Origin of the sequence: Nostoc sp. FACHB-892, assembly GCF_014698795.1 — a bacterium.
Taxonomy (GTDB): Bacteria; Cyanobacteriota; Cyanobacteriia; order Cyanobacteriales; family Nostocaceae; genus Nostoc.
The window spans coordinates 13845-30101 of sequence record NZ_JACJTR010000001.1 but is presented as its reverse complement, the minus strand read 5'-3'; the positions used below and the strand labels follow the sequence as shown (position 1 = coordinate 30101).

The following is a 16257-nucleotide window of genomic DNA, read 5'->3' as shown; positions in this document are numbered from 1 at the left end:
TTTCTGCTCAATTTACCTGGGATACCAGATAGATTCTATGTCGTGAGCGATGGCTGCGCCGACGCTATTAGCGTACGTACTTCTCGACTCTCTAGTTTGATTATCCAATAAAACAGTGACATGTCCTAACTTCCGCCCAGGACGTGATTCTGTCTTTCCATACCAGTGAACGTGCGCTTGGGGGATTTCTGCTATTTTTTGACGCTGGCTTTGGTAATCACTATGAGAATTTTCATACCCCAGCAAGTTGACCATTACAGCACCAGCGCACTGCAAAGCCGGATTTCCTAAAGGTAAACCACAAACGGCTCTCAGGTGCTGCTCAAATTGAGAAGTTTCACACGCGTCAAGAGAAAAATGCCCAGAATTGTGAGTACGGGGCGCAATTTCATTTACTAGGATTTTGCCATCAGCACTGAGAAATAGCTCAATTCCAAAAATTCCTACGACTTCTAGGCTATTTAATAAAGTATGTGCGATCGCTTGGATTTCTGCTACTTGATTGGGCGTAATCTCAGCAGGCGCAATCACCCGCCGACACACTTGTTGTTCTTGTTGAGTTTCTACCACAGGGTAAGTTACAACTTCCCCCCCCACAGAACGAGCTGCAATTATTGCTAGTTCTCTTTCAAAAGGGACAAATTCTTCCAACAAGAAAAGTGATTGATTTAAATTTGTTGTGGTTTCATAACTTAATTTTTGCTCTAAAGTAGCAAAATCCTGAATTATGAAAGTACCTTGACCATCATAACCGTGGCGGCGAGATTTAAGGACTACTGGAAAACCTAGATCTTCTATTTTTGATTTAAGATTTTCCACCTCATCAAGGGCGAAAAATTGAGGAACTGGTAAGCCCAAGTCACGTAAATAGCAACGCTGATGATATTTATCTAAAAGAGGAGCTAAAGCTTTTAATCTGGGGCGGAAATAAACCCCTTTTTGTGCTAAAACAGATAAAGCATCTAAGTTAACAAATTCGTTTTCAAAAGTGATAACATCGCATTTTTGAGCTAATATTTCCGTAGCAGTTGCATCATCAACTGGCGCAAAAACAGTCTCCTGAGCGATTGACACGGCCGGATCGTGAACACTTGGAGTTTGTACTACCAATTCTACTCCTAGCTTCTGTGCTGCATCCGCCATCATCCATGCAAGTTGTCCGCCACCAATTACACCAACACGTTTCATTGACATCCTAGAGAATCACGAGTTTGCACGCCTGTTTTGGAATTCACACCACTGGCTTTCGTACACAGTTCTTTGATTTGCACTCTATCCAAAATTGCATCTGTAAAATCTGCACCGTCTATATTCACATCATTAAAGATGGCGCGGAGCAAAAGAGCTTCTTTGAAAACTGCATCGCTCAAATCTGCCTTAGTCAAGTTTACCTGATCAACCATTGCATTAGTTAAATCTGCTCCGTGGAGATTTGCTTGTGTCATCACCGAAGCACTCATGACTGCTCCCCGCAAGTCAGCGTTTGTAAAGTTAGCTAGTTCCATATTGGCGTTAGAAAATTCCGCAGCTTGCAAACTGTCATTAGAAAAATCACGTCTTGACAACTCAGCATTGCTAAATGAAAGCGGATGAGTCCAGTCTACAGCCAGTGCGGGATCAGCCACGCACCATATAATAATTCCAAGAAGGAATGCCAACCCTTGCCGCCAAAACATATCGAGAGTCAATTTGGTGTCTAATTGCTGCATTTACTTATCACATTTGAATATTAGCAAGATTGGCTGATTCTAATTGAGACTCGCAGCCTTGCTACTGGACTGAGGGGATGTGTATTTCCCTTGCTTAATATTTTGTAACGCAAAAAGGACAAATGCTTCTCACTTTGAGCAAAATTATGCCTGCAACTTTGGATAGAGAAGGATGATAGTCGAGCGATCGCACTTAAAATCTATCAAGAAACTTATTACCAAATGCTGATGCGAATGACTGAACTAAGTCGATTATAATACTAAGTAACCTCAAATCAATACAGTATATGATAGGATTTATCTCTCTATGATGAAGTCAAATTTCTAATTATAAAGAAATAGTTTAGCCGGATAAAGCAATGCCTACGCTTGTTAATTTGTTCATAATTATTTATTTTGAAATTTAAATTTTCAGATATTAAAAATTTTATTAAGCAGTAATACCCATTACCTTATTTACAATTCTTTACTTGAAATATTGAAAGTAAAGTTTATTGTCTTTTCAAGTAAACAGTCTCTATGAACTGTTAGTCTTTTAATTAATGAAAGCAAGGTTTGGGCGTAATTATATGCGTCTTAACTGCTTGACAAAGCTTAAAAGTTGGATAATTAGCGTTAATTTTATAGCGATTAGTTAGTTCTTCAGGAATCTCTAAGAGTTTACATTCACCAAGTACACAACTTCTACAAACCGAACTCAGAAACCCGATGATGAATCATTACTCACTTCAATGGATTGAGGCATGGTGCCAAGAAAATGGCTGGACAGATTTATTTGTCGAGCGACGTAACAACTTCTGGGCTTTCCCTCCGGGTGGGGTAATGCCGGAACCAATTCCAGTTCACGTTCTCAGAGTGATTAAAGCCGAAAAGGGATTGACTTTTGAAGAACGGTTGTGGTCGATGTCCGCAGTAATTGGCACAATCGTAGCTGTTCTTTTTACCTTTTGGTTTCAGTCACCGATGCCATTAGTTTTGGCTTTCGCTTTTAACGCGGTTACGGTTGCTCAATTTGAGCTTGAAGATGCTTAAATTTTTATTTTGGGCTTTGCTATTAAAAACTGCTCTTGTCTACTTTTAGCAAGAGCAGTTTTTAATTTCAGGAAAAGAGACGAAATCACCATATATCGATTGAGCAAAACGTTTTAGTACATAGTTAACCTTTTGGGTAGGATTTAGACTTGGGCAGATTTTTTACAGTTACGTTGCAATCGCAATTATCTTAAAACATTTCAGTGAAATGGATACAACTTACAAAATTTGCAGCGGATGTACTAACGGAAGTGGGCGAACGGCCCACATCTGTATTAATCGAAGCGGAGCGATAGCGTAAGAGTGTGGTGAAGAAAACAGAAAAAAGCCTAAAATCATTTTTTTGAGTGACGCTTTCCTGACGCGCGATCGCAGCCGCTTGGAAAGAAGCTAGTACCGTGCAGAAGTTCCCGACCTTGAGACAACTTAGGGGATTTTCGCACGAGAAACAGACAATTTACCATTTCCAAGAATCTTTGCAACACATCAATCTCTCAATAAGCCCAACCTATGCTTTAGCCCCTCAGCCCTTGTATCTCTAGCATCTATAGCGGTTTTTTGATGGATAGAATACACTACTTTAGTCTCTAGCCTTTAACCCCTTTGTTTCACTAAAGAATATTGTACACAATCTCCAAAGGCTATATTTTAGATTACGTAATGCAACAGTTGTCTCTTTTCTCTGATGTGTCTAGCTCCGAGCCAACAAATACAAATTGGTTCCAGAATATTTTAACCATTCTTGCAGTGAGGCAAGAACCAGCATGGACTGATAATTTTGGTAAATCTCTCCGCCAATGGCTGATCCAACAAGGACATACTCCCATTAAAACACTTAGTTTATTTTCTGGTGGTGGTGGGTTAGACATTGGATTTCATGATGCTGGCTTTGAAATCATTCAAATGGTAGAACTTGAAGCCAAGTATGTTCAGACTTTAAAAATAAATTCCTTACCAGATAAATGGCTAGAAGGCTCTGAACCTATATGTATTGATATTAGAAAGTATTTACCTGAACCTCATCTGACAGTAGATTTTATTATTGGAGGCCCTCCTTGTCAAACTTTCTCTGCTGCCGGACGTAGGGCGGCTGGAGTGTCTGGAACAACTGATGTTAGAGGTACACTCTTTCAAGAATATGTTCGTATTCTGAATCTACTTAAGCCTAAAGGATTTCTATTTGAAAATGTATATGGGATTACTGGTGCTAATGGAGGAGAAGCTTGGCAAGAAATGGAAATACATCCCGCTGTTAAAAAGGCTGGTTTCGTTACAAGTCTTGAAGCTGAACGTATTGATGAACTTGTGCCTAGATGTCATGAAATTGAAGAAATATTTGGAATATCCCTTGAAATACTTACTTTTGAGGAATGGGTAGAACTACAGTTTTCTCGTACATTAACAGAAGAGGTTGCAACTGAACAAGAACTTGCTTCTGCTTGGCTCATAGCTTACACAGAATCTTTAGCGCAGCAACGCAGGGAGATTGCTCCAATTGATGAGCCATGTTATCAATGGCTGCTTAAACTAAATGAGACTCTGATTAAGTGAATAGCTGAATGCCACTCATATTCAAAAATTAGCTGAAGTGAGAATTGAACCAGGCGCTCATACTTAATTTTATTAAGATTTTCAGCTGTTTGAGTATGCTATTTCCTTCAAAACCTTTAATACCGCGCTATATCGTGTAGATTACATTGTGAAGAATCGCTTGTGATAATCATTTCTTGGATGCTACCTTCTACAAGGTGACACAGGATTTGGAGTGTTTTTTTTTACGATGAAGCGCAGACACAAAGTAGCTTATAGCTTGGCATCGCTGATCAGTCTCAATTTCATATCTACCTTATTTGCATTTGATTCCGCGATCGCCACAGTACCCAGAACCCCAGATAAAAGCGTCAACTGCGAGATTTTAGTTGTGGGTGGTGGACTATCCGGTGCCGCCACAGCTTACGAGGGGTTACTAGCCGGACGAACGGTTTGCCTCACGGAAATTACCGACTGGCTAGGAGGACAAATTTCTTCTCAAGGGACATCTGCGTTAGACGAACGTCCAACTCAGCGTGCCCTCAAATTCTATTCTCGCGGCTACCTAGAATTGCGAAACCGCATTAGGCGCAAATACGGTGAACTTAACCCCGGTGACTGTTGGGTAAGTGACTCTTGCTTTCTTCCCCGCGATGCTCACAACATTTTGGTTCAGATGCTCAAAGATGCCGAGAAGCAAGGCAAAGGGAAGTTGCAATGGTTCCCCAATACGGTAATTAAGGATTTGGAAATTGCTGCTGATGGCAAAATAATTAATGGTGCGATCGCTATTCAACATCAACCACCAAAAGGCGCACCACCCCTCAATACTTTTACTTTATCTCAAGTTATTGAAGATGCTTATCGCTACGAAAACTCATCTCGATTTACCAAAACTATTCTCCGTTTCCTCCCTAAGGCAGATAAGGGGGATGCTCCTAAGTGGTATGTCGTAGATGCTAGCGAAACTGGAGAAATTATTGCATTAGCTGATGTTCCTTACCGATTAGGCATTGATGCTCTTTCCTACCTGGAACCTTCTTCTTCCAGCGCCAACAATGACCCTTATTGCCCTCAAGGCTTTACCTACACCTTTGCAATGGAGGCAACTAAGGAACCGCAACCGCAGACGATGCCCCCATTCTATTCACAATACGCACCATATTTCAGCTATGAATTAAAGCGACTGGCTAACTTTGACTTAGTTTTTACTTATCGTCGCATTTGGAGTCCAAACAAAGGGAAACCCACAAAATTTGGCGGTGTAAGTTTTACTGCTGCTACACCAGGGGATATCTCTATGCAAAACTGGACTTGGGGTAACGACTACCGACCCGGAACAGCCAAGGATAACTTAGTTTACAGTCGCCAACAGTTACAAGGGACTGGGCAGTTAAAACCAGGAGGCTGGATGGGAGGACTGCGAACAGAAACCCTCCGCAAAGGTGAGGAAAATGCCATCTCTTTCTATCATTGGTTGGTAGCTGGAACTACAGATTCTCAATTGGGGGAAGGTGTAAAGCAGCAGCAACCTAATAACCGTTTTGTTTCCGGGTTAGATTCGCCAATGGGGACAGTACATGGCTTATCAAAATACCCTTATATGCGAGAAGGACGCCGCATTATTGGACGCCCCAGTTGGGGACAACCTGGAGGTTTTACTATTTGGGAAATTGATATTTCTCGCCGAGATTACAATGATGAGTATTACTCTAAGACTCTGCCAGCAGATATGTATCGGCAGTTAAAAGCCGCGCTAGCTGGATTGGAAGCCACATCTGTAATTAGCGGTCAGATTTCACCAGACAAAGCAATGCGGCGGACTCGTTCTACCGTCTTTCCCGATTCTGTGGGTATTGGTCACTATGCAATAGATTTCCATCCTTGTATGTTGAATAGTCCCGCAGAAGCCCCTGGTAATATAGAACGTCCAGGTGAAAGGCGTGGTGCGGGCCTTGCTTATCCCTTCCAAATTGCTCTGAGGGCAATGATTCCCCAGAAAATTGATAATTTGCTAGTAGGAGGCAAAAGCATTGGTACTAGCCATATTGCTGCTGCTGCCTATCGAGTCCATTCCTTTGAATGGTCGGCTGGCGCGGCTGCGGGAACTGTTGCTAGTTTTGCTATCAAAAATGCGATCGCACCTTACCAACTAGTCGATGACTTACCCAAACAAGAGCCACAGCTAGAAGCACTCAAACGGCTTTTGCAACAAAATGGCAACCCCACAGCCTTCCCCGACACATCCATTTTTAACGAAAACTGGGATAATTGGCGGTAAATAGTCATTGGTCATTTGTCCTTAACAAATGACAAAGGACAAATGACAACGGACAACTGACAATGGACTAAACTAGTTACTTATAGTGTAGTTTTGTCAAATCCTCTTGACCAATTGTTATATGGTTACGACACTTTCAGCAGATGTTTACGGGATGGCTACAGCACCAACTGTAGCTCCTAAACAGTCTGATCAAGTTACCCGTAAGACTTATCCAAATTATAAAGTGATTGTATTAAACGATGATTTTAATACATTCCAACATGTGGCTGAATGTTTGATGAAATATATTCCAGGGATGAGTGGCGATCGCGCGTGGGATCTGACTAATCAGGTACACTATGAAGGTCAAGCGATCGTCTGGGTTGGCCCCCAAGAACCTGCGGAACTTTATCATCAGCAGCTGCGCCGAGCAGGTTTGACAATGGCACCTCTAGAAGCAGCTTAATTATTATGGGCAAACCCACCGCAGATTCTCTCGGAGCGGCTTCTCTACGAGACGCTACGCGAACACAAAAAGCTGCCAGACTGGTTTGGAATCACTCGACACACCTTTCTGGCCTTATTCCAATTTTAGAACGTCTTTGTCAGCAAGATCATATCCAAACCGTAACGCCGGGAGTGATTGGGCGGGCAAGAGGTCATTGCCCGAAAATGCAACTGCGTGTCTCAGTACCGATTCGTGGCGGCTATAAAGTAATTGCACGGCAGGGGAAAACAGTACAAGAGGTGTTTATTTTAACCCCTTTGACCCAGCCAGAATTGGAAACGGCATTAGCGATCGCTATGAAATCTTAATCACGCCCAATTCCCAATTCCCCATGCTTCATGACTATTCCTCAACACGGTGGACTGCAAATTTGTGTAATGGCAAACTAACAATGCAAGAAAAAGTTAGGAAATATGACAGAGCCGTAGTTATTCTCAAAGTCATGAGCAAAGATTCCCAGTCGGGTAAAACTAGTTTTTCTATACCAAAGGCTACACAGTAAACTAGCCAGTAAGTAAAGCTCATCCTAAATAAAATCTGCTCTGTTTCTTCCACATCATTTTTTTGCTGCTTACCGTCCCACAGTAACGCTAGTCCAATAATGCAAGCTACACAGGAAACAGCAACTACAAATTCGTGACAAAATATATTTAACGAATGCATTGTGTTTATCCCCACATTTTTCACTTGAAGATCAGTCTAAAGGAATATTCCTTCCAGAAATACAAATTATTTACAAACCTCAATAGAGTGATGCAATTTATGTAAACAAATGAAACAAAAATTGTTTTTTTAAAAATATTATTATTTTTAATAAGAATTAAATACTTTTGTTAAGTAGGTATTTGAGAATTAGAGATTACTGATTGGATGAAAAGCAAATATGGAGTCCTTCATGCATTATTCGATAATAAGCTGCTGGTTCTTGAACTTAAGACTCTAGACAAGCTCAAAAATGAGCCGCAAATGCAAAAATTTTTAGTTTGGGTAAGAAAGCAAGATCCAGGTAAGCGAATTTCAGTCCATCGTTAAACGTCAGCACTCAACCAGAAGTAGCCGAAGCTTTGTCAAATCGCCTGAGTCGAGCAATAGAAGATTTGGCAGCAGTGGCAGAGTATTTGGAGGGATAGCAATACAAAAGGTACTTTCGCTTACCAATTATTCAGCATTTTGCTGCGATGTGATATAAAGGCTACACAGCAACTTCGATCAAGCTAGAATTCTCCTCAAGAATATCTATTTCATCTTGAGATAGTATTTTAGGTTGCATTTGTTGCAAGTCGCACAGCACAATTTTGAGATCCTCAGCATTAAATTTATAGTATTCAGTTAAACTACCGATAGGATGATTAAAATCTCGATAGCGATGTTTGAAATATAATTCAACATTACCTCGATGTTCCCAGCTTCCCAGTACCCTAATTGCAACAGTTTGGTAATGTGCAAGTAAATCTATTTCTACTTCTGCTACTCGCTTGATAACAGGTCTTTGGGTTACTCCTATTTTATGCAGAGTACCAATATTAGTTTCAATCTCTAAAAAATATAGTGTACAAGATAAAATACGTTGAAGTTGAGCGCGATACAGTTTTAAATCAGTAAGTCTGTATGCTAAATCTGGGGCGTTTTTGTGCTTGGCGTGTTTAAAAGCTAGCTCCAGCTTCAGTAGTTTTTTAAGTAATAGGGGCGACTGCACATCGTTGAATTGTCTGAATTCTAGCGCTCCAACAGGAACTTTACCCAAATCACTAAATTCATACTCAGGTGGGGTTAAGTATACGTTTTTTCTTAACACTCCTGCTTTGAGTAAACCAGAAGTAACTAAGTAGGAACTAATAGGGTAATTTTTGGCTCCGTACTCTTGCCAAAGCAACTTCAACTGTGCCAAATCCTTGCCAGATAATTGAACGTTAAAATTGTCGTAGAGTGGCAGAGTTGGAAATTGTCGGTTAGCTATGGGGCGGCAGGTTTGGTCATTATGAGCAAAATGATGCTCTTTCACCTTGCCTTTTTTAGCAGTTAGATTACTATTACAGTAAGGGCACTTAAGTGAAGTCTTACCCCTGTTGACATCTTCAATACATATCAAGATACCTTCTTCATTTACACCATATTTCAGCCACATTGTCATACCATTATTGAATAGTTAAAGTTGCTTTTACAAGTGTGCTTCAACTTTTCAAAAATGTATCTATCTTCTGGAGTAGGATAATGTGGGTTTGAAAAATATAATTAAAGATAAAATGTTTGTATTAATTCATACTGCAAAAATTATTAGAGGAAAACTTAAAAACTCAACTTTCTTCTCTGCAAGCCACTACGTGAACGCTTGAATTTAAGGAATGGGAGCGATGCCTACGGCGGTGCGTAGCAAACATAGCATTGCCACACAACGTTTACGCCAGTTTTTAGCCAAAGGTCAGTTTTTATGTTTGAACAACAACCTGAAGATTTACGATTTTATGTTAAACAGTTAGCTACCAAAGCTTTACAAAGTTCAGAGCCATCGGCATGGTTTGAAGTTTTATATGCCGAAGCTAAAGGTGATACAGCAAAAATTCCTTGGGCAAAGTTAACTTCTCACCCTTATCTACAAGATTGGTTGACAAATCATCAACCGTTCACTTCTGGACAAAAGGCGCTAGTTATTGGTTGTGGCTTAGGAGATGATGCCGAAGCTTTAGCTCATCTAGGATTTGAGGTAACTGCTTTTGATATTTCTCCCACAGCGATCGCTTGGTGTCAAGAGCGATTTCCCAATTCGGCTGTCAACTATATAGTTGCAGATTTGTTAGCAATTCCCTCACAATGGCATCAAGCTTTTGACTTTGTTTTTGAATGTCGTAATATTCAAGCTTTGCCGTTGAATGTGCGTTCTTGGGTTATCTCCTGTATTGCTTCCATTGTTGCTCCCGGTGGCACACTTTTGCTGATTACTCGTGTTCGAGATACAGAAGTTGAACCCTCTGGCCCACCTTGGCCATTATCAGAATCGGAACTCAAACAGTTTGAAGGCTTGGGATTACAGCAAGTAGAAAAATTCGTGTTTTTAGAATCTGAGCAAATTGACGTTAAGCAAGTGCGGATTGAATATCAATTAACATCCTCTGAGCGCTAACCGCTTGGGTTCTGGCAGGGGTTTCCTGGGAGGTGTCAGATGAGCTACTCATAGCTCTTTTCAACGGCAGATTAGTAGTTGATTATTATTAATATTAATAGTTATTATTCGGGTTTCCGAACCAATAAATTAGAGTAAACCGTAATTTTTTCTACCTAATTTGGTGCGGTAATCATCAATTATTTGGTGATAATAACCGAATTTACAGGATTTATAAGCATATTTATTATAAATACATAAGCACAAATGCAAGTGCAAAAACGACTAAACAAAAGCTAATTAATGCGAGACAGAGTTATGGTACTAGTTCGTTACAACCCCTGGCAAGAATTGAACGCTTTAGAACGTCACATCAACGGCTTACTTGGAGATACCAGAGTACCATCTGCACGGTTTGAAAAAGGCTTTATCAGAGTTCCTGCTGCTGAGTTGCACGAAACTGATGATGCAATTTATCTCAAGCTAGAACTGCCAGGAATGGAAGCTAAAGACCTAGATATTCAAGTCACCCAAGACGCTGTTCACATTAGTGGAGAGCGCAAGGTCCAAACTCAAACTGAGGAAAAACGTGTTACCAGGAGTGAGTTTCAGTATGGTAAATTTCAACGTGTAATTCCTCTATCGGCTCGAATTCAAAATACTAATGTTACCGCAGATTATAAAGACGGCATTTTGAATTTGACGCTGCCCAAAATTGAGCAAGAAAAAAACAAAGTTGTCAAGGTTAATTTAGAACAGCCTGCTGGCTAATTGGTTGTGATGAAACTAATCTACCTCCAATAATTGATTGAGATAGCTAAGAGCTTGGTTATGAGATTGACCAAGCTCTTTTATAATAATCCCTCTCCTCGCGCTGCCTATGCCGATATTAATACGGTTCGGATAAACTCTTGAGGCTCCTTTGAGCCGACATAGGTTTAACCCCAATTCCGTAATCCTGTTTCCAATTTTGTTATTATATTGGAATCGTAATTATAAACTCAGCTCCTGCTCCTGGTGCTGAGATACACTGAAGTTGCCCTCGATGATTTTTGACGACTATCTGGTAGCTAATTGATAACCCCATACCAATGCCTTTACCCACAGGTTTGGTAGTAAAAAAGGGGTCAAATATATGATTACGTACTTTATCGGTCATTCCTAAACCATTGTCAGCAATGCTAATTATGCACTGATCCTCTTGAACTTGGGTACGAATGCAAATTTTCAGGATTGAGGATTTGGAATCCTCTTTTTCCAGTTCCCAATCCTTAGTCTCAAATCCCTCTTCCAGAGCATCAATGGCATTAGTCAACAGATTCATAAACACCTGATTCATCTGTCCAGCATTACATAAGACCTGTGGCAGGTTGCCATATTCCTGAATAATTTTGATTTCGGGACGTTGTGGTTTACTTTTCAGGCGACTTCGCAGTAGCAGTAAAGTGCTATTAATGCCTTCATGAATATCCACTCGCTTTGTAGTGTCTTCATCTAAACGGGAGAAATTGCGTAAAGATAGGACAATTTGCCGAATGCGTTCAGCGCCGGCTTTCATTGAATCTAGAACTTTGGGTAAATCTTGGTAGAGAAAATCTAAATCAATTTCTTGGATTTGCGTTTCAATCTCTGGTGATAGTGGAGAGTAATGTTCTTGAAACATTTCTACCAAGTGCAGCAAATCTGTGACATATTCACTGGTGTGCTTGATATTTCCATAGATAAAATTGGTGGGATTATTAATTTCGTGAGCAATACCTGCTACTAATTGCCCTAAGCTAGACATTTTTTCAGTTTGAATGAGTTGAGCCTGGGTTTGTTGAAGTTCTAGCAAAACTTTTTCTAACTGCTGTGCTTTTTCTTGGGCAGTTTGGGCAACTAGGCGACTATGTGTGTAAAGTTTTGCTTGGTCAATAGCGATCGCTAATTGAACTGTCACTGCTTGTAGCAATTCTACTTCAGTTTCTTGCCAAGGTCGGAAGCCACTACAGTAACCACAGATTAAAGCGCCAATCTCACCAGATTGAGTGTGTACAGGCAAAGACATAAAAGCGGTGAAACCGAAATCATTTAAAAATTGCTGCATCGTGCGCTCACCATCAGTTTTAAGATCATCGATGCGGATGATTTCTCTGTTTAAGGTTTTTGCTGCAATTATTTCAAATCCTGGATGAGTTGCTTGGGCTGTTAGCAGACTGGGTAAAATAGAATGTTCTACTTCATATACACATTCCCAGTAAGGTACATCAGCGTTTTGCCGATACCAAAAGAAAGCGCAGTAATCAATCTGAAATAAGTTGCGAATTTCCTGTACTGCGGTTTCTAAAATGTAATTGAGTTCTAAAGAAGCTCGAATTTGGCTGGCAAGACGATTGAGTAGTGCTTCCCGTTGAGCGATCGCTCTAAATTTAGCTTCCGATTTCCGGAGGGCGGTTTCTGTACACTGGCGCTGTAGTTCTGCCGTAGCTCGTGCTGCAAAGATGCTGAGAATAGCTTTGGCACGTTCCTCCTGTAATATCGGTTTGGTATCTAATACGCAAAGATGGCCTATGGGTATACCGAATGTATCGACAAGAGGCGTTCCCAGATAACTTTCTGCTTCTAATACGACTAAATCCTTGGCTTGAGGGAAAAATTGCTGTACATTACAGGGGTAAGAACGCATTCCCTCCTGTAACACGACTTCGCAAGGAGTATTAGCTAAGGCATACTCGACGAATGTTTCTGAAAGCTTGTCACCTGCCCAAAATGATAAAACTCTAGCTGTATCGGAGTCTCCAGTGATTCGCTCTGCTAGTATGACGTAGCAGACTCCCAAAGCATTTGCCAAGTGACGTACCAAGACAGGAAAAAATTCTTCGCCTGTGACTGCTGCCGTTCCAGCTACTAGAGCTTGCATTGCTTCCTCTGCTTGTTTGCGCTCAGTGATATCTTGATAAACGCCACGATAACCCAGGTAATTTCCGGATGTATCAAAGAAAGGAACTCCATTAGTTTCTAGAACAAGCAGTTGTCCGTTTTTATGAAGAGTCTTATTTTCAAAATTAATTAGAGGCTGTTTGGAATTGGTTAGAACTTGAAAAATCTTTTGTACTCTGTTTACTTCTACTGGTGGCATCAACTCAAAAGGAGTTTTGCCTAAAACTTCCTCTGGCTCATACCCCAAAATGTCAGCAATTTTTTGGCTTACGTAAGTGTAAACGCCCTTTTGGTTTAACTCCCACACTCCATCATTGGTAGTTTCTACAAGATGACGAAAACGGGACTCACTTTCTCTGAGTGCAATTTCTGCTTGTTTGCGCTTGATGCCGATAGCAATTTCTTGGGCGGCAAATTCTAGCGCATTAAAAACAGATTCCGTCATCATTTGCCGAGAAAACATGGCAATTACGCCTACAGTCTCACCTTCAATAATTAGAGGATAGCCAGCAAAAGCAACCATACCCTCACGCTTCGCCCACTCTTGATTGCTAACGCGGGGATCTGTTAGTACAGAATTAGTCAAATGGGGTTTGCCTTCTTGGGCAATCAAACCAATTTTGAATTGACCAACTGGCACCCGTCTATGAGGCCCGTCAATATGGGTGTACATTCCAGAACTGGCTTGCAACTCTAGGACATTTTCCTGTTTGTTCAGTATCCAGATGCGAGCAAAGGCTGCATTTATATGTTCGACTAACGCTTCGGTGCAGCGACGCATCATATACTCTAACGTTTGACTTTGGGCAAGAGCAGCGTCTACATCGGCACGAAAATTCGCTAATTGCGATCGCTGCGCTAGTTCGTCTTGTGCGTGTTTGCGATCGCTAGTGTCATGGCAAATCCCAACGAAATATAAAAAATTTCCATTAGCATCTTTTATGGCTGATGAGTTGCTTGTATGCCATTGCCAACTTCCATTTTTATGTTTTATCCGATATTCAATTGCATCTTGCTTTTCGCCTGTTGTCAAAACTCTTTGAAAATAATCTGCACAGATTGGTAAATCATCGGGATGCATGAAAGGAGCAAATGATTTTCCTATAAGCTCTTCAAGCTCATGCCCTAATATTTCAGTCCAATTAGGAGAAACATAAGAAAATATTCCTTCAATTGTCAGCGCAAAAATAATGTTATTACTATTTTCTACAATCCTTTGAAAGTCAATACTATCATTTGCTAATGCTGCTTGCTTCTTTTGGGATAAAAAAATTATTATTTGTTGCTCTGATAATGGTAATAGCCTAGCTTCAAAATTGCTATTTTCTTCAATTACAAAATATTCAAATTTTACTAAAGACTTACTTGTTAGTACTTGGGTAATGGCTTGTTGATAACGATTTTTTATGCCAAATGGTAAATAGTCTAGGAAATTTTCACCTATAACTACTTCTGTTAGTTTATTTGTTATCTGTGGATTTTGCAGTTGATAATCTAGGATATTGGCATCAGCATCAATCCGAAAATATAGCTCATTAGTAGATTGGGAAGTTGTTTGATTTTTTGAGACTTCTTGGCGAAAATCTGCTTCAACTTTTTGACATTTATCTGAGTTATCCATCAATGCATCAATTGCCTGCTCGTTTTTTATAGCTTTGTCCATTTATTTAATAAGATATCGCGTTTTTGAAGCACTCATACTTATCTAAATAATATTCATTTTTCATCAAATAATTGTAATTTTAAAGCTCTTTTATGCTAAAACATTAATATAAAAATCTTAGGAAGTTTTCAAAATATTAAGGTATAGTTGATTCAAATAACGTATTTATGATTATTTTATTTTTTTATTAGCGAAAATTATCGAGAAAACTATATCTTTAAGTGTTTATGATAAAAATATAATAAAGTTAATTATGACTTAGCTTGTATCATTAATAAATTTATAATGATATTAATTTAGTTAAAACTTCAAAAGAATGGTAAAATTACTGAAATTATTCAGATTTAGACTTTAGACAAAAGATAAGGGTTCGCTGATAATTTACGCGAACAACGGACTACTAGTTGATGGCGACCCAAACCACAGTGCTACAAAATGGGCAAACCGAAGAGCATTACCCTTTAAAGTCGTGGATTTACCGAAAAACTGGGTTTAAAGCCTCTCTGCGAGACACTGCGCGAACGCTCTTCTAGGGCGACTTTATAGTATAATTATGTCAGTGAGTATAACGTAAAATGCTAGTGCAGCACGGCGTAAATAAGCAGACCATTGAAAAGCCCTAAAGAGGTTATTCCATAAAAGTTTTGACTTTTGACTTTTGACTTCCGCCTTGCGGTACTAGCTGAAACCGCTACTTTTGTCTTTGATTTCAAAAGTTTGTGGTTGATTGACTTTTTTGGTTGATGACTTTGTCCTGGTGTCACATACTTGATTGCGAGATTGATGGTATTTTATTTTTGCACTCCTTTATCCCAATCGTGATACGAGCTATGACACTCAATTTATATTTACTGCGACATGGAGAAACTACTTTTAGTCAAAGTGGTAATTTCTGCGGTGAAACTGATGCGGAGTTAACTTCTGAAGGGATGCAGATGGCATCCGGTTTTGCCGATGTTTATCAAAAATTGAAGTGGGAGGCTGTTTATGTTAGCCCGATGAAGCGCACAATTGCAACTGCCAAGCCATTTTGTGAGGCTATCGGTATGGATATGCAGTTGCGTAACGGACTTAGAGAAGGTAGTTACGGCGAATGGGAAGGGAAGAGTAAATCGTTTGCCCAAGAGAATTATGCAGAAAACTATGTAAATTGGTTAACAGAACCCGCTTGGAATGCACCATTAGGTGGAGAAACTGCGGTAGATATTGCTAACCGTTCTATGCCTGTAATTGCTGAAATTCAAGAAAAACATCCCCAAGGTAATGTTTTAGTAGTTTCCCATAAAGCCACGATTCGGATTATGCTTTGCAGTTTACTGGGGATTGATTTGGGACGCTATCGCTATCGGGTGAATATTTTGGTTGCGTCGGTAAGTATGGTTAAGTTTGACGTTAATGGCCCTTTGTTAGAAATACTAGGCGATCGCCATCATATACCCGATCATATTCGCTCTCGTCCAGGAACATAACATTCCCTACTAAAACACCGAATAATTCTTGATCCTTACGGGTTCGCCAGTCGCTTCAAGTTGGAGA

General features: G+C 40.1%; 13 protein-coding genes. 8 read left to right on the top strand and 5 right to left on the bottom strand.

Annotated elements, in window-relative coordinates; genetic code table 11:
- Window positions 1–12: 12 nt before the first annotated feature.
- Together H6G96_RS00115 and H6G96_RS00110 are read right to left on the bottom strand one after the other, a co-directional pair.
- Window positions 13–1188 (bottom strand): 5-(carboxyamino)imidazole ribonucleotide synthase, encoded by a 1176-nt coding sequence (locus tag H6G96_RS00115; protein ID WP_190909919.1) that lies wholly within the window; start codon window positions 1186–1188, stop codon window positions 13–15.
- Window positions 1185–1676 carry a pentapeptide repeat-containing protein gene (locus H6G96_RS00110; RefSeq protein WP_190909922.1) on the bottom strand — a complete coding sequence of 164 codons (492 nt, stop codon included), beginning with the start codon at window positions 1674–1676 and terminating at the stop codon, window positions 1185–1187. The genes H6G96_RS00115 and H6G96_RS00110 overlap by 4 nt, the downstream gene beginning before the upstream one ends.
- A gap of 741 nt (window positions 1677–2417) precedes the next feature.
- Here H6G96_RS00110 and H6G96_RS00105 point away from each other — a divergent pair.
- The 5 genes from H6G96_RS00105 (at window position 2418) to H6G96_RS00085 (ending at window position 7350) form a co-directional block, all read left to right on the top strand.
- Window positions 2418–2741, top strand: coding sequence for a hypothetical protein (locus tag H6G96_RS00105; protein WP_190909365.1), 324 nt, complete (start codon window positions 2418–2420; stop codon window positions 2739–2741).
- A gap of 660 nt (window positions 2742–3401) precedes the next feature.
- The gene (locus tag H6G96_RS00100) at window positions 3402–4292 is read left to right on the top strand and encodes a DNA cytosine methyltransferase (RefSeq protein ID WP_190909364.1); all 891 of its coding nucleotides are present in this window, start codon (window positions 3402–3404) and stop codon (window positions 4290–4292) included.
- Between the two features lie 229 nt (window positions 4293–4521).
- Entirely contained in the window at window positions 4522–6552 is a 2031-nt protein-coding gene (locus H6G96_RS00095; protein ID WP_190909363.1) for an FAD-dependent oxidoreductase, read from the top strand.
- A 121-nt stretch (window positions 6553–6673) separates the two neighbouring features.
- The gene (gene clpS / locus H6G96_RS00090; protein WP_190727678.1) at window positions 6674–7000 is read left to right on the top strand and encodes an ATP-dependent Clp protease adapter ClpS; all 327 of its coding nucleotides are present in this window, start codon (window positions 6674–6676) and stop codon (window positions 6998–7000) included.
- A gap of 5 nt (window positions 7001–7005) precedes the next feature.
- Window positions 7006–7350, top strand: coding sequence for a DUF2103 domain-containing protein (locus H6G96_RS00085; RefSeq protein ID WP_190909362.1), 345 nt, complete (start codon window positions 7006–7008; stop codon window positions 7348–7350).
- A 34-nt stretch (window positions 7351–7384) separates the two neighbouring features.
- Here the strand turns inward: H6G96_RS00085 and H6G96_RS00080 are convergent, their stop codons facing one another.
- Entirely contained in the window at window positions 7385–7705 is a 321-nt protein-coding gene (locus tag H6G96_RS00080) for a hypothetical protein (RefSeq protein ID WP_190909361.1), read from the bottom strand.
- Window positions 7706–8234: 529 nt separating this feature from the next.
- A complete protein-coding gene (locus tag H6G96_RS00075) occupies window positions 8235–9173 on the bottom strand; it encodes a GIY-YIG nuclease family protein (protein ID WP_347242156.1) in 939 nt (312 codons plus the stop codon).
- A gap of 297 nt (window positions 9174–9470) precedes the next feature.
- Between H6G96_RS00075 and H6G96_RS00070 the strand changes: the two genes are divergently transcribed.
- Entirely contained in the window at window positions 9471–10160 is a 690-nt protein-coding gene (locus H6G96_RS00070) for a class I SAM-dependent methyltransferase (RefSeq protein WP_190909360.1), read from the top strand.
- Between the two features lie 297 nt (window positions 10161–10457).
- Window positions 10458–10910, top strand: a complete 453-nt coding sequence (locus H6G96_RS00065; protein ID WP_190909359.1) for an Hsp20/alpha crystallin family protein — start codon at window positions 10458–10460, stop codon at window positions 10908–10910.
- Between the two features lie 205 nt (window positions 10911–11115).
- Here H6G96_RS00065 and H6G96_RS00060 read toward each other — a convergent pair whose 3' ends face one another.
- Window positions 11116–14721 carry a PAS domain S-box protein gene (locus H6G96_RS00060; RefSeq protein ID WP_190909358.1) on the bottom strand — a complete coding sequence of 1202 codons (3606 nt, stop codon included), beginning with the start codon at window positions 14719–14721 and terminating at the stop codon, window positions 11116–11118.
- 830 nt (window positions 14722–15551) lie between these two features.
- Between H6G96_RS00060 and H6G96_RS00055 the strand changes: the two genes are divergently transcribed.
- A complete protein-coding gene (locus tag H6G96_RS00055; RefSeq protein ID WP_190909357.1) occupies window positions 15552–16190 on the top strand; it encodes a histidine phosphatase family protein in 639 nt (212 codons plus the stop codon).
- The last annotated feature ends 67 nt before the right edge of the window (window positions 16191–16257 follow it).

Coding starts and splice junctions, on each gene's coding strand:
- H6G96_RS00115 (WP_190909919.1), bottom strand. CDS start 1,188: ATGAAACGTGTTGGTGTAATTGGTGGCGGACAACTTGCATGGATGATG.
- H6G96_RS00110 (WP_190909922.1), bottom strand. CDS start 1,676: ATGTTTTGGCGGCAAGGGTTGGCATTCCTTCTTGGAATTATTATATGG.
- H6G96_RS00105 (WP_190909365.1), top strand. CDS start 2,418: ATGATGAATCATTACTCACTTCAATGGATTGAGGCATGGTGCCAAGAA.
- H6G96_RS00100 (WP_190909364.1), top strand. CDS start 3,402: ATGCAACAGTTGTCTCTTTTCTCTGATGTGTCTAGCTCCGAGCCAACA.
- H6G96_RS00095 (WP_190909363.1), top strand. CDS start 4,522: ATGAAGCGCAGACACAAAGTAGCTTATAGCTTGGCATCGCTGATCAGT.
- clpS (WP_190727678.1), top strand. CDS start 6,674: ATGGTTACGACACTTTCAGCAGATGTTTACGGGATGGCTACAGCACCA.
- H6G96_RS00085 (WP_190909362.1), top strand. CDS start 7,006: ATGGGCAAACCCACCGCAGATTCTCTCGGAGCGGCTTCTCTACGAGAC.
- H6G96_RS00080 (WP_190909361.1), bottom strand. CDS start 7,705: ATGCATTCGTTAAATATATTTTGTCACGAATTTGTAGTTGCTGTTTCC.
- H6G96_RS00075 (WP_347242156.1), bottom strand. CDS start 9,173: ATGACAATGTGGCTGAAATATGGTGTAAATGAAGAAGGTATCTTGATA.
- H6G96_RS00070 (WP_190909360.1), top strand. CDS start 9,471: ATGTTTGAACAACAACCTGAAGATTTACGATTTTATGTTAAACAGTTA.
- H6G96_RS00065 (WP_190909359.1), top strand. CDS start 10,458: ATGGTACTAGTTCGTTACAACCCCTGGCAAGAATTGAACGCTTTAGAA.
- H6G96_RS00060 (WP_190909358.1), bottom strand. CDS start 14,721: ATGGACAAAGCTATAAAAAACGAGCAGGCAATTGATGCATTGATGGAT.
- H6G96_RS00055 (WP_190909357.1), top strand. CDS start 15,552: ATGACACTCAATTTATATTTACTGCGACATGGAGAAACTACTTTTAGT.